Raw genomic sequence first — 13314 nt, 5'->3', positions numbered from 1 at the left:
GTGTCAGGGAACCACGCTGGCACTGAACCACCGCTTTCGCGGGCAAGCCCGCTCCCACATTGGAGTGGTGTCGTTTTGGAAATTGGGAAGGGTCACTGATGGCGATCCGATTGGGTCGATCCGGTTCTGGCGGGCTACTGCGTAGTCGTCGGGTTAATGCAACTCAACCTGTGGGAGCGGGCTTGCCCGCGAATGCGGCGTGTCAGGCAACAACTTTGGCACTGATCAACCGCTTTCGCGGGCAAGCCCGCTCCCACCTTTGATCAGCGTCGTTTTGGAGATTGGGAAGGGTCACCGATGGCGATCCGCTCCTGGCGGGCTACTGCGTAGTCACTGGTTAACACGATCCAAACTGTGGGAGCTGGCTTGCCTGCGAAGGCGGCGTGTCAGGCAACAACTTTGGCACTGATCAACCGCTTTCGCGAGCAAGCCCGCTCCCACATTGGAGTGGTGTCGTTTTGGAAATTGGGAAGGAGCGATCAAATGGGGTCGATCCGGTTCTGGCGGGCTACTGCGTAGTCACCCGGTTAATGCAACTCAACCTGTGGGAGCGGGCTTGCCCGCGAAGGCGGCGTGTCCGGCAACCACGCTGGCACTGAACCACCGCTATCGCGGGCAAACCCGCTCCCACATTTGCTGTGTGGTGTTTGTGAGACTGAGTAGAGGTCAATGATGGGTGTGTTGCAATCACGCAGCCTGCGCTACGGCATGGGCGCGATCGGGTTGGTATTTGCGTTGCTGGCGGCTCTGCGGCTGGTGTTTTTGATCAGCTTTTCCGGTCTGGATTTAAACACCCCGGCGCTGGCGGAAACCCTGGGCATCGGCCTGCGTTTCGACCTGCGCCTGGCCGTGTTGATCATGTTGCCACTGGCCGTGCTGGCCTGGCTTCCCCGCTGGAACCTCACCACCCTGCCCGCCCTGCGCTGGCTGGCGCGCGGCTATCTGGTCGTAGCCCTGGCCGTGGTCGGCCTGGTGTACATCATCGACTTCGGCCACTACGCCTACCTCGGCGTGCGCATCAACGCGACCGTGTTGCGCTACCCGCAAGACGCACAGATTTCGCAACAGATGGTGTGGGAAACCTACCCGGTGCTGTGGATAACCGCCTGCTGGCTGGCCGCCGTGGCGCTGTGGGTATGGGCGTTGATGTGCCTGGAGCGATTGACCCTGGATCGCGAACCCACAGTCATCAGCAAATGGGCCGTGGCTTGTGTGGCCGTCGTCGGCGTTGTCGCCGTGCTGCTGGCGCTGCTTGGCCGCGTGGCCAACCTCAACCTGGAAAACCCGGTGCCGCTGCGCTGGAGCGATGCGTTTTTTTCCGGCAACAGCCAGGTTGCCGCCGTGGGCCTGAACCCGGTGCTGTTTTTGTACGACACGCTCAAGGTCGGCCAGGCGCAATTCGATGAAGCCACAGTGCGCGAACATTATGCGCAGGTTGCCGAGTATCTGGGCGTTGACCAGCCCGATCCCCAACAACTGAATTTCACCCGCGAACAAGGCGTGCAACCCTACCGTCTGCAAGGCGAGCGCCCGCCCAATGTGATTTTCGTGATGCTCGAATCCCTCGGCACCAGCGCCGTCGGTGCCTACGGCAACCCGCTGAACCCCACACCGAACCTGGACACGTTGGCAACGCAAAGCTGGTTCTTCAAACACTTCTATGTGCCCGTCACCGGCACCGCCAAAACCGTGTGGGCGAGCATCACCGGCGTGCCCGATGTGACCCGCCAGGAGACCGCCACGCGTAACCCGCTGATCACGCGGCAGCACACGTTGATCAACGCGTTCGAGGGCTACCAGAAGTTCTACATGATCAACGGCAACGCTGGCTGGGCGAATATCAATGCGCTGATCCGCCAAAGCATCGATGGCGTGCAGCTGTTTGACGAAAGCTACTGGCGCTCACCGCGGGTGGACGTGTGGGGCATCTCTGACCTGGACCTGTTCAAGGAGGGCGACCAACTGCTGCGCGCCGTGCCCAAGGACAGGCCGTTCTTCGCTTACGTGCAAACCTCCGGCAACCATCGCCCGTTCACCATTCCCAAGCAGAACGACGGCTTCCAGGTCAGAGACGTGACCCTGGAACAGGCCCAGGCCGCTGGCTCGCGCAGCGTCGAGCAGTACAACGCAGTGCGTTTACTGGACTTCAACATCGGCCGCCTGATGGACATCGCCAAGGCCGGCGGCTGGTACGACAACAGCATTTTTGTGTTCTTCGGCGACCACAACACCCGCATCAGCCAGATACCGCACATGGCCCCGGCCTTCGAGCAACTGGGTCTGGAAAGCAACAACGTACCGTTGCTGATCCACGCGCCGGGCCTGCAACCACGGATGATTGAAGAGGCGGTGGGCCTTGCGGATTTGTTGCCGACAGTCGCCGGCATGGCAGGCATCCCCTTTCGCACTGGCGCGATGGGCCGCGACATCCAGCAGCCGGCCCCGGAAGGCGAACGTGTGGTGCCACTGGTGTTGCACGAGGGCACGTTCCCGATTATCGGCGGCGTGACCCAGGACTTCCTGTTGCAGATGCAACACGATGGCAGTTCACCAACCCTGCATGACCTGGCGTCGCAAACACCTCGCGAAGACGTGGCCAAGCAGCACCCTGAAGAGTTTCACCGCCTGCAGGGCCTGACGCGCGGGCTGCATGAAAGTGCGCGGTTGATGCTGTTCAGGAACGTGCGCGAGTGATCATTTGGGCTGGAAGGTTTCGAGGTAGGCCAGGATGTCTTCGATCTTTTGCGGGTCGCTGATGCCCCAGAAGATCATGCGCGTGCCGCTGACGACTTTTTTTGGCGCCTCGATATAGGCGGCGAGTTTGTCGCGGGTCCAGACCACGCCCGAGTTTTTCATCGCGTCGGAGTACTGGTAGTCCGTGGTGGTGCCGGCAGGGCGGCCGATGATGCCGTTAAGCTGCGGACCGAAGCCGCCGCGCGCGCCTTCGCCGATGCTGTGGCAACCGCCGCAGGTCTTGCTGAAAAGCTTACCGCCGGCCTCGGCATCGCCTGCCGCTAAAGCCGGGCCGGTGGTGAGAATCAGGGCGAGGGTCAATAAGGCGTGCTTCATGAAGGCTCCACATCAGGCAACGGTGGGGCGATTATGCCTGCAAGCGACGTATGCCGCTGCGGGCAACGCCTTCCTGACCGCTCTAAAACGACCATCCATCGCCCGGAATATATCCAATCGAACCTATTCACGCCCGCCCCACTCCACCTTACTGAACCCTGATGGTGGAGTAAGGATCATGGCTCAGCCATCGATTTTAGTGCTGGAAGACGACGAGATCATTCGCTCGTTAATGGTGGATGTACTGGAGGATTTCGGGGCGCACGTCACGTCATTTCCTTCGGCGGATGAAGGGATGATTTACCTGGAGCGCGGCGACGACCCCGTGGATTTGATTGTCAGTGATATCCAGATGCCCGGTTTGCTCAATGGTTATGACTTGAGCAAGGTGGTGGCGCATCGCTGGCCGTCTGTGCCCGTGGTGCTGACCTCCGGCAATATCAAGCTGGCGGCGCAGTTGGGCGGTTCCGTGCGTTTTTTACCCAAGCCGTGGAGCGCCGAACACCTGGTTGAGTGCGTACAAACGGCGCTGAACCAACAGGGTATGTCCCTGCACTGATATCGCCGCGATATCACTGAAAGCGAACTTGAGGTGCTTTTCCGTGGTCATTAATCACGCAAGGAGTGACTTTTCTGATCCGCCGGTCAGCCTTTTCGCCTAGTGCGCACAGGTGATGGCAATGAGTTGTGTAGAATCGTCGCCCATTTACAGCGTCATTCATGGCCGAAAGGCCCACAGTTCGAGCTCATTGAATGCATTCACAGGCCCCTGACGTCAGTGCGCCCTCATTGCTGGAAGCGTTACGTTCAGGCACTGGCTCGCTGCATGTTGCGCTGGAAAAACGCCTGCCGTTTTTTTCCGAGCGTCTGGATGCCGACTGGTACCGACGATTGCTTCAGGCGTACTACGGTTTTTATGAGCCGATGGAAGCCGCGCTGTATGACAGTGGCTTGATCCCCGATGGATTCGATACGTCATTGCGTGTGAAAACGCCCACACTCCTGCACGATCTTTACGCCCTTGGGTTGACTGACGACGCCATCACCGCCCTGCCCCGCTGTTCCACCCTCCCCCTGTTCGAGACCCCTGCTGCCTGCCTCGGTGCCCTCTATGTACTGGAAGGCGCAACCCTGGGTGGGCAAGTGCTGCGCCGGGAAATGGCCCAGCGCCTGGGCATCGACGCCGAACACGGCGGCGCGTTTCTCAATGTATACGGCGCCGAGACCGGTCGACGCTGGAAAGACTTTCTCGATTACCTGAGCCGCCAACCCCTGGATGCGCACGCCAAACAGCGCGCAGTGCAGGCAGCTTGTTCGACATTCAGCGGCTTCGAGCATTGGCTCGTCAGCCAGGAGGTACTGCTATGAAACCCGAAGATTTTGAAGAACTGCTTGCCAACTGTGCCGACGAACCCATCCGCACCCCCGGCGCGATACAGCCCCATGGCGTGCTGTTGACGTTGTCGGAGCCGGACCTGCGCATCATTCAGGTCAGCGCCAACGTTGGCAGCCTGTTCGGTCACACGCCCGAGTCGCTGCTGGGTCAGCCGCTGCACACGCTGATGGGCGCAGAACATGCTCAAGCCGTGCAGACCATGGCTGAACACAACACGTTTTCCGACGGCCCAGCGCTGCATGTCACCTTCAACGGCGCGCAATTCGAAGGCCTGCTGCACCGCCATCAAGAGGTGCTGGTGCTCGAATTCGAACCGCGCCTGGAAGATTTCAAACCGCGAGCCCTGAAGGGTCGCACCAGCGATCTGGGCAAGATGCTGCAACGCCTACAGTCAGCGAAAACCCTGCAAGCGCTGTACGAAATCAGCGTGCATGAAATCCAGGCCATCACCGGCTACGACCGGGTGCTGATCTACCGCTTTGAAGAGGAAGGCCATGGCCAGGTGATCGCCGAAGCCTCGGCGCCGTCCATGGAGCTGTTCAACGGGCTGTTCTTTCCGGCGTCCGACATCCCCGAGCAGGCCCGCGAGCTGTACCGCACCAACTGGCTGCGCATCATCCCGAATGCCGCCTATGAGCCTGTGCCGTTGCTGCCCAAGCTGCGCCCGGACACCGGCCAACCGCTGGACCTGAGCTTTGCGACCCTGCGCAGCGTGTCGCCGATTCACTGCCAGTACATGCAGAACATGGGCGTGCTGTCGTCCATGAGCATCTCCTTGATGGCAGGCGACAAGCTCTGGGGCCTGATCAGTTGCGGTAACCGCGAGCCACTGCTGGTGCCCAATGACCTGCGCCTGGCCTGCCAAACCATCGGCCAGGTGCTGTCGTTGCAGATCAGCGCCATGGAGGCCCTGGACCTGAGCCGCCAACGCGACGAAAAAGTCGAGGCCCTGGCCCTGCTTGATCGCGCGATGAAAGCATCCGAACAAAACGTGTTCGACGGCCTGGCCCAGCAGCCGCAAGTCTTGATGGACCTGACCCTGTCGGGCGGCGTGGCGATCATCGAGGACAAACAGTTGCACCGTTACGGCAACTGCCCGCAGCCCGAGCAGATTCGCGCGTTGCACGCATGGCTGCAAGCCAGCGGCGAACCGGTGTTTTCCAGCCACAACCTGACCTCGGTGTACCCGCCGGCCGCCGAGTTCCAGCACGTGGCCAGTGGCGTGTTGGCCATGAGCCTGCCAAAGCCTGTGGATAACGGCGTGCTGTGGTTTCGCCCGGAAGTCAAAGAGAACATCAACTGGAGCGGCAACCCGGACAAGCCGTTGAATCTGGAAGAGTCAGACGCTGGCTTGCGCCTTCGCCCACGGACTTCGTTTGAAATCTGGAAAGTGGAAATGGCCGGCATCTCCACCAAATGGAGCCATGGTGACCGGTTTGCTGCCAACGACCTGCGCCGTTCAGCCCTGGAAAATGACCTCGCCCGCCAAGTGTTACGCGAACAACAAGCCGTACGCGCGCGCGATGACCTGGTGGCCGTGGTGTCCCACGACCTGCGTAACCCGATGACTGTTATCTCGATGCTTTGCGGCATGATGCAAAAGGCGTTCAGCTCCGAAGGCCCGCACACCTCGCGACGTATTTCTTCGGCGATCGACACCATGCAACAGGCCGCAGGGCGCATGAACGTGCTGCTGGAGGACTTGCTCGACACCTCGAAGATCGAGGCGGGCCGTTATGTGGTCAAGCCGGTGGTGCTGGACGTCAGCCAGATGTTTGAAGAAGCCTATGCCCTGCTCGCGCCGCTGGCGATGGAGAAAGGCATCGAGCTGTCGTTCAACGCGGAACCGGGGTTGCAGATCAACGGGGACCCTGAGCGCCTGTTCCAGGTGTTGTCGAACCTGATCGGCAACGCCATCAAGTTCACCCCGCGCCAGGGAAATATCGGCGTGAGCGCCATGAGCAATGACGAAGAGATCGTGTTTTCGGTGCGCGATTCCGGCGAAGGCATTGCGCCTGAACAGTTACCGCATGTGTTTGATCGCTACTGGACCCAGACCGAAAACAACCCGACCGGCAGTGGTTTGGGGCTGTACATCACTCAGGGCATCGTCCAGGCCCATGGCGGCCAAATCGACGCGCACAGTGAGGTTGGCCGGGGCAGCGAGTTTCGCTTTACGGTGCCCAGGGGAACTGAGGGGGCACACCCCTGACAGCGGCAAGTGCACTTGATGTGGCGAGCGGGCTTGCTCTCCACATCAGGCCGGCTGGCGATACCGGCAACACACCACCCCGGCGCTGGGCGTCTCGCCCGCCACGGATTGGTGGCCGGTAGCCTTGTCACGTTTTGACCCAACGCGTGTATAGCCGCGCCAGCCAAGGCTTTGTAAGTTCTGTGCGCGTTCGCAACGCAACAACACTTTCCTGGCCTTACCGAGCACACCCCAATGGATTTTTTTCTCAGCGCTAACCTGAACTACATCAACACTATCCAGCTGACCAACGCCGCGCCGCCCCCACAACCGCCGAAGCCAAGCTCCGATCAGGCGGCAGCCACAGGCCTGAGCGGCGCAAATGCCCCAGACAAGGACAACCGCTCAGGCAACCTGGAAAGCCTGGGCAAGGGCAATCTGCTCTAGCCTATGCAAGGCGGGGCCAAGCCATCCCGCCCCCGCCATCCCTTAACAAAACACTGACATCCGCTGGGTTAACCTGCCGGCCTTTCCTGCACAGAGTTCTCATCCCTATGCTTGAAGCAGGCACACTGCCCGCCGTTCTTGCCGGGCCGCTGTTACGGCGGCTGGAGCCTCGCCGCCTGGTGTTGTGGTTAGTGGCAAGCCGTGAACTGTCGCCGACCTTGAGGCTGCACGTTGCCGAACACAGCCGCGATATCCGCCTGGATCAAGGCCAATGCCAAGTCGTGCCGGTGGGGCGCCACGCTTTCATTCACCTGCTCGACGTGGCGCTGGACGACGCCCTGCCGTTGGACGTGGTCATCGGCTATGACCTGCTGATCGACAACCTGGGCATCGCCGAGTGGGCGCCGCACCTGCTGTATGCCGACGCCCGGCAGCCGAACTTCGTGCTGCACAGCCGTATCCACCAGTTGGTACACGGTTCCTGCCGCAAACCGCACCACCGAGCCGACGACGGCCTGCTGTGCATCGACCGCCTGCTGGCCGACGCACACACGTCGGCCGAACGCCCGGCCTTGCTGATGATGAGCGGTGACCAGATCTACGCCGACGATGTCGCCGGCCCGATGCTGCGCGCGATTCATGCGCTGATCGCGCGACTGGGCCTGTTTGACGAATACCTGGAGGGTGCGGTGGTGACTGACAGCGCCAGCCTCTACGGGCACCGCGCCAGCTATTACCATCGCGCCGACCTGCTCCCGGCGCTGGACAGCAACGAGACCCTGCGCGAGCGGTTTTTTGGTGGCGTTAAAAAGCCGATTTTCACCAGCAGCACGGCCGACAATCACCTGGTGAGCTTTGCCGAGGTCATTGCAATGTACTTGCTGGCCTGGTCGCCCACGCCCTGGCAATTGATCACGCCACAACCACCGCAACTGAGCGTCGAGGAGCAGCAGCGTTATGCCCGCGAACAGGTGCCCATTGATCAATTCCGACACGGGTTGCCGGGCGCCGCACGGGTCTTGGCTCACTTGTCGACGCTGATGATCTTCGACGATCACGACATCACCGACGACTGGAACCTCAGTGCCCAATGGGAGGAAACCGCCTACGGCCACCCGTTTTCCAGGCGCATTATCGGCAATGCCCTGCTCGCCTACCTGCTGTGCCAGGGTTGGGGCAACCAGCCAGATGTATTTGCTGAGCTGCTGAGCCAAACCCAGGCACTGGCCAACGAGGTTAAAGGCAACCATCTGGACGCCGCCCTGCAAGATGGCCTGCTGGCAGCGCTGCTGAAATTCCAGCACTGGCATTACGTGCTGCCCACCACACCGGCCCTGGTGGTGCTCGACACCCGTACCCGCCGCTGGCGCAGCGAGTTCACGCTCAAGCAGCCCTCCGGCCTGCTGGACTGGGAAGCTTTGAGCGAGCTGCAACAGGAACTGCTGGACCACCCCTGCGCCATCATCGTCTCGCCCGCGCCGATCTTTGGCGTCAAGCTAATCGAAACCGTGCAGAAGGTGTTCAGTTGGTGCGGCTACCCGCTGCTGGTAGACGCCGAAAACTGGATGGCCCATCGCGGCGCCGCCCAGGTAATCCTCAACATCTTCCGCCACTCGCGCACGCCGGGTAACTACGTAATCCTCTCGGGCGACGTGCATTACTCGTTCGTCTACCAAGTGCTGATCCGCCACCGCAACGGCGGGCCGAGAATCTGGCAGATCACCAGCAGCGGCATCAAGAACGAGTTCCCCCCACGCCTGCTGGAATGGTTCGACCGCCTGAACCGCTGGCTCTACTCACCACGCTCACCGCTCAACTGGTTTACACGCCGCCGTACCATGCAGGTGGTGCCCCATATTCCGGAACATGCCGAAGCGGGCGAACGGCTGTGGAACTCGGCGGGCATCGGTCAGGTGTTTTTCAACGACCACGGCCAACCGGAGGCGATTTACCAGCACAACGCCGATGGAAAGCCCCGGACGAGGATGCTGGCGCCGGAGTAAATTTTCTTACACATGCAAAACCACGCTCGCACTCACTTTGCGGAAAAATCATAAACACCTGTTTTTGCTGTAATTTTCAGAAAACCTTCAACATCCATCGCTCACAAAAAAAGTGCCAGGCTCTGACCGCTTTTCGCGAAAAGCTTCATCAATCGTCGATTGCCGCATGAACCTATTTTGGTGCACTCTTGTGAACGACTTACCTCTCATGTTGAGCGTCGCGTTTTTCCGGACGCAGGCTGGCAACGAGCCGGTGCGTGAATGGCTGCTGGAACTGCCAAGGGAGTCACGCAGACTCATAGGCATTGACATCAAAGCAGTCCAGATTGGATGGCCGCTGGGAATGCCGCTGGTTCGAAAGCTGGAGCACAGCCTTTGGGAAATACGAAGTGACCTCAATGAGAACATTGCACGGGTCATTTTTACGTTAGTTGACCGCGAAATTGTGTTGCTGCACGGCTTTATCAAAAAGAGCCAGAAAACGACGTCAGTGGACCTGAACACTGCCAGGCGTCGTAAAAACAAGCTTTGAGGGACCACCATGAATAAACATATCGGCTCAAACTTCGATGATTTTCTCAGTGACGATGGGCTCATAGAAGAAGTCTCCGCTGCCGCATTGAAGCGTGTTATCGCCTGGCAGTTGGCGCAAGCAATGAAGGCACAGAAAGTCAGCAAGAAAGCGCTGGCAGAACGTATGCACACCAGCCGCACTGCTGTGGATAGGGCGCTGGATCAAAACGATGCCGGCATGACTCTGGCAACCCTGGCGAGTGCTGCAAGAGCTTTGGGCCAGCGGGTAGAAGTACGGCTTTTACCGAACACCAATACATGACCGGTGATGACGTGAAACTCAGCCCACGTAAATTCAGCAAATAGTGTTGCACTGCAGCATAGATGGCTCATAGCCATACATCTAAAGCAGCACAGCCGCCCTATTCAAACCGCGCAAGTCCCGATGTACAGTAGCGCCAGCCACGGAGTATCGGCGTCAACGAAGACTGGCCTTATAAACCAGCCCACGCAGGGAAGCGCAAAGATGGACGATACCTCCGGCAATAACCCGCTGCGCAATGACTTTTCCGAACTCAACGCCGATATGTTGCATGCCGTCATGGAACTGGTCAGCGATGGCATCTGGGACTGGAACGCCAATACCGGCTTCGTCTACCGCAACCCCGGTTGGTACGAAATGCTGGGTTACCCCCGCCACTCCCTGGAAAACTCTGTGTTCACCTGGGAGAGTGTGATCCACGCCGAGGATTACCCCCGCGTGATGGCCGTGTTTGATGACTACATCAATCAGCGTGCCCCCCATTACCAGGCCGAGTACCGCTGCCGAAAAGAAGACGGCAGCTACCTGTGGATCGAAGACCGGGGCTACGTCATTGCACGTAACCCTGACGGCTCGGTAGCCCGCATGGTCGGCGCCCACCGCGATATTCACACCCGCAAGAACTCCATCGAACAGCTGCAAAAGCGTAATCAATCGCTGGAGGCTCTGGTGGCCGAACGCACCCGTGAATTGTCTCGGGTCAATCAGCAACTGCAATTGCAGCTGGATGAGAACCGCTCCCTGGCCGAACAGGACGCCCTGACGCGTATCGCCAACCGTTATCGCCTGGAAAAAGTGCTGCTGGAGGAATGTGAGCGCGCCGAGCGCTTCCGCGTGCCATTGGCATTGGTGGCCATGGATATCGACGACTTCAAGCCGATCAATGACCAACACGGCCATGGCGTCGGCGACAGGACCTTGATTCGGGTAGTGGAAAACCTGGAAGCCTGTGTGCGGCCCGGTGATTTGCTGGCGCGCTGGGGCGGTGACGAGTTTATGGTGGTGCTGCCCAAAAGCACTCTCGATTCGGCCAAGCAACTGGCCGAAAGCGTGCGGCAGAAAATCACCGAAATACCTGCCGTGGGCGATTTCAAAGTGACCCTGAGCCTGGGTGTGGTCGAGCGTCGTATGGGTGAGGCCCCTGCCGCCTTGATGGCACGCGCCGATCAAGCGCTGTATCGATCCAAGGCGGCGGGAAAGGACGTGGTGTCGGAGTAAATACAGCGGCCACACCGGCTTGGCGTGATCAGCGCACCGGCGGCGCGTACTGGATGCCGCCGTTGCTCCACAAGGCATTGAGCCCACGCTTGATCTTCAACACGCTGCCCTGGCCGATATTGCGCTCGAACACTTCGCCATAGTTCCCCACTTGCTTGACGATCTGCACCACCCAGTCCTTGCGCAGTTTCAAGTCTTTGCCGTAATCGCCGTCGGCACCCAGCAGCCGCGCAACGTCGGGGTTCTTGCTGGATTTGGCCTGCGCTTCGACGTTCTGCGAGGTGATGCCCATTTCCTCGGCATTGAGCATGGCGAACAGCGTCCATTTGACGATGCTGAACCACTCGTCATCGCCCTTGCGTACCAGCGGCCCCAGTGGCTCCTTGGAGATCACTTCCGGCAACACCACGAACTCATCCGGGTGAGCCATCTTGATGCGCTGCGCGTAAAGGCCCGACTGGTCGGTGGTCAACACATCGCAGCGCCCGGCTTCGAGACCCTTGGCGCTTTCGTCGGCGGTGTCGAAGGTGATTGGCGTGTACTTCATGCCATTGGTGCGAAAGTAATCCGAGACATTGAGCTCGGTGGTGGTACCGGCCTGGATGCAGATAGTCGCGCCGTCGAGTTGCTTGGCGCCGGTCACCCCCAGCTTGTTGTTAACCAGAAAACCGATGCCGTCGTAATAGGTGACGCCGGTGAACACCAGGCCCATGCCCGAGTCACGGGAACTGGTCCAGGTGGTGTTGCGTGAGATCAAGTCGATTTCGCCGGACTGCAGCGCGGTAAACCGCTCTTTGGCCGTCAACTGGCTGAACTTCACTTTTGAGGCGTCGCCGAACACCGCCGCGGCGACGGCGTGACACACGTCTACATCGATGCCGGTCATTTTGCCGGTGGCGTCCGGCACGCCGAAGCCCGGCAAACCGTCACTGACGCCGCACTGGATAAAGCCTTTTTTCTGGATTGCGTCGAGGGTCACGCCGGCGTGGGCACTGCCCGCCAGGCCCACGACCGCAGCAGCGGTGAGGGCGGCCAAGGTGGTCTTGAGGTTGTTCATGCGAGGCACTCCCTGTCGATCTTTATTATTCGGCGCCGCACAGCCCGCGCCGGTTTATAGTGTGGCCGCGCAGTATCGACGGCTTTACGCCCCTGTCACAAACGACCTTTAGGCAAAGGCTCCTTCCGATTTGGAATGAACTGCATGATCTCTAAACGCTTGACCCCTTCGATGACCGCCCTGCAGTGCTTCGAAGCCGCCGCCCGCCACCTGAGTTTCACCCGCGCCGCCCAAGAGCTGCACCTGACCCAAAGTGCCGTGAGCAAGCAAGTCGCGCAGCTCGAAGAGATGCTCTGCCACAACCTGTTCGAGCGCGTGCGCCAGCGTCTGTACCTGTCGCCAGCAGGCTCGTTGTACCTCGCCGAGGTCCACAAGATTTTGACTCAGGTGGACATTTCCAGCCGCTACATCCTCACCTACGGCGGCGAGACCGAAGTGCTGCGCATCGCCACCCAGCCGACCTTCGGCGACCGCTGGCTGGTGCCCAAGCTCAAGGATTTTGCGGCCAGATATCCGAACATCCACCTGGATGTGCGCAACGAGCTGGAGCCCTTCGACGTGTTGCAGGCCAAGGCCGATATTGCGTTTTTCTTCGGCCAGGGCTCTTGGCCGGGAGCGACGTGCATCGAGCTGTTTCGCGAGGCCGTGGTGCCGGTCTGTGCACCGGGGTTTGTTGCCCAAGGCAGCGATGCCTCCTCGCGCCACACCTTGCTGCAATGCACGTCACGCCCGCAAGCCTGGCATGAGTGGTTTCTGGAGCAGGGCCTGCATTCGCAGAACAGCTATCACGGGCCGCGTTTCGACACCTTCTACATGTGCATTCGCGCAGCGCAGTCGGGCTACGGCGTGGCGTTGGTGCCGCAATACCTGGTGGCCGAAGAGTTGGCCAGTGGCAGCCTGATGACACCCTGGGATTACACAATGCCCAGCGCCGGCGCGCACTTTATCGCGCATGCCGAACACGCCGGCGAGGTCCCTAAGGTAAAAGCATTCTTGAACTGGATGGTGGACTACTTAAAAGCACATCCCGACTTTTAATAATGACCCGGCGACTTTATTTCGTTTGCGGCAAGGCCGGGCGCGCGGCTTAGATAAAAA

Annotated in this window: 12 protein-coding genes; 10 read left to right on the top strand and 2 right to left on the bottom strand. The window is 60.0% G+C overall.

All coding sequences use genetic code 11. The features are described 5' to 3' along the window. Positions 1–672 precede the first annotated feature (672 nt). The gene (locus AC19YS_RS00570) at positions 673–2694 is read left to right on the top strand and encodes an LTA synthase family protein (RefSeq protein WP_200623817.1); all 2022 of its coding nucleotides are present in this window, start codon (positions 673–675) and stop codon (positions 2692–2694) included. Here AC19YS_RS00570 and AC19YS_RS00565 read toward each other — a convergent pair whose 3' ends face one another. Continuing rightward, positions 2695–3069, bottom strand: coding sequence for a c-type cytochrome (locus AC19YS_RS00565; protein ID WP_106578254.1), 375 nt, complete (start codon positions 3067–3069; stop codon positions 2695–2697). It abuts the gene before it with no gap. 178 nt (positions 3070–3247) lie between these two features. On the opposite strand from AC19YS_RS00565, the gene AC19YS_RS00560 reads away from it, so the two are divergent. The 8 genes from AC19YS_RS00560 (at position 3248) to AC19YS_RS00525 (ending at position 11159) form a co-directional block, all read left to right on the top strand. Beyond that, positions 3248–3628, top strand: a complete 381-nt coding sequence (locus AC19YS_RS00560) for a response regulator (protein WP_106578253.1) — start codon at positions 3248–3250, stop codon at positions 3626–3628. Between the two features lie 194 nt (positions 3629–3822). Next, a complete protein-coding gene (locus tag AC19YS_RS00555) occupies positions 3823–4437 on the top strand; it encodes a biliverdin-producing heme oxygenase (protein ID WP_500600631.1) in 615 nt (204 codons plus the stop codon). After that, on the top strand, positions 4434–6677 hold the full coding sequence (locus AC19YS_RS00550) for an ATP-binding protein (RefSeq protein WP_169367577.1): 2244 nt from the start codon (positions 4434–4436) through the stop codon (positions 6675–6677). The genes AC19YS_RS00555 and AC19YS_RS00550 overlap by 4 nt, the downstream gene beginning before the upstream one ends. 234 nt (positions 6678–6911) lie before the next feature. Next, complete coding sequence (locus AC19YS_RS00545) at positions 6912–7103, top strand: hypothetical protein (protein ID WP_169367578.1); 192 nt, start codon at positions 6912–6914, stop codon at positions 7101–7103. 107 nt (positions 7104–7210) lie between these two features. After that, positions 7211–9106, top strand: a complete 1896-nt coding sequence (locus AC19YS_RS00540; RefSeq protein ID WP_200623815.1) for an alkaline phosphatase D family protein — start codon at positions 7211–7213, stop codon at positions 9104–9106. 190 nt (positions 9107–9296) lie between these two features. After that, a complete protein-coding gene (locus AC19YS_RS00535) occupies positions 9297–9638 on the top strand; it encodes a type II toxin-antitoxin system RelE/ParE family toxin (protein ID WP_325167542.1) in 342 nt (113 codons plus the stop codon). Between the two features lie 9 nt (positions 9639–9647). Further along, positions 9648–9941 (top strand): XRE family transcriptional regulator, encoded by a 294-nt coding sequence (locus tag AC19YS_RS00530; RefSeq protein WP_119736790.1) that lies wholly within the window; start codon positions 9648–9650, stop codon positions 9939–9941. Between the two features lie 204 nt (positions 9942–10145). Further along, the gene (locus AC19YS_RS00525) at positions 10146–11159 is read left to right on the top strand and encodes a GGDEF domain-containing protein (protein ID WP_500600627.1); all 1014 of its coding nucleotides are present in this window, start codon (positions 10146–10148) and stop codon (positions 11157–11159) included. Between the two features lie 28 nt (positions 11160–11187). Here AC19YS_RS00525 and AC19YS_RS00520 read toward each other — a convergent pair whose 3' ends face one another. Beyond that, on the bottom strand, positions 11188–12216 hold the full coding sequence (locus tag AC19YS_RS00520; protein WP_179676745.1) for an amino acid ABC transporter substrate-binding protein: 1029 nt from the start codon (positions 12214–12216) through the stop codon (positions 11188–11190). A 144-nt stretch (positions 12217–12360) separates the two neighbouring features. On the opposite strand from AC19YS_RS00520, the gene AC19YS_RS00515 reads away from it, so the two are divergent. Further along, the gene (locus tag AC19YS_RS00515; protein ID WP_500600625.1) at positions 12361–13254 is read left to right on the top strand and encodes a LysR substrate-binding domain-containing protein; all 894 of its coding nucleotides are present in this window, start codon (positions 12361–12363) and stop codon (positions 13252–13254) included. Positions 13255–13314 lie beyond the last annotated feature (60 nt).

Source organism: Pseudomonas sp. MF08831 (genome assembly GCF_059862645.1).
The sequence above is the reverse complement of the archived record's forward strand: the minus strand, read 5'-3'. Positions and strand labels throughout refer to the sequence as shown.

Excerpts from the sequence above, each read along its gene's own strand:
- AC19YS_RS00570 (WP_200623817.1), top strand. The coding sequence starts at position 673 with ATGGGTGTGTTGCAATCACGCAGCCTGCGCTACGGCATGGGCGCGATC.
- AC19YS_RS00565 (WP_106578254.1), bottom strand. The coding sequence starts at position 3,069 with ATGAAGCACGCCTTATTGACCCTCGCCCTGATTCTCACCACCGGCCCG.
- AC19YS_RS00560 (WP_106578253.1), top strand. The coding sequence starts at position 3,248 with ATGGCTCAGCCATCGATTTTAGTGCTGGAAGACGACGAGATCATTCGC.
- AC19YS_RS00555 (WP_500600631.1), top strand. The coding sequence starts at position 3,823 with ATGCATTCACAGGCCCCTGACGTCAGTGCGCCCTCATTGCTGGAAGCG.
- AC19YS_RS00550 (WP_169367577.1), top strand. The coding sequence starts at position 4,434 with ATGAAACCCGAAGATTTTGAAGAACTGCTTGCCAACTGTGCCGACGAA.
- AC19YS_RS00545 (WP_169367578.1), top strand. The coding sequence starts at position 6,912 with ATGGATTTTTTTCTCAGCGCTAACCTGAACTACATCAACACTATCCAG.
- AC19YS_RS00540 (WP_200623815.1), top strand. The coding sequence starts at position 7,211 with ATGCTTGAAGCAGGCACACTGCCCGCCGTTCTTGCCGGGCCGCTGTTA.
- AC19YS_RS00530 (WP_119736790.1), top strand. The coding sequence starts at position 9,648 with ATGAATAAACATATCGGCTCAAACTTCGATGATTTTCTCAGTGACGAT.
- AC19YS_RS00525 (WP_500600627.1), top strand. The coding sequence starts at position 10,146 with ATGGACGATACCTCCGGCAATAACCCGCTGCGCAATGACTTTTCCGAA.
- AC19YS_RS00520 (WP_179676745.1), bottom strand. The coding sequence starts at position 12,216 with ATGAACAACCTCAAGACCACCTTGGCCGCCCTCACCGCTGCTGCGGTC.
- AC19YS_RS00515 (WP_500600625.1), top strand. The coding sequence starts at position 12,361 with ATGATCTCTAAACGCTTGACCCCTTCGATGACCGCCCTGCAGTGCTTC.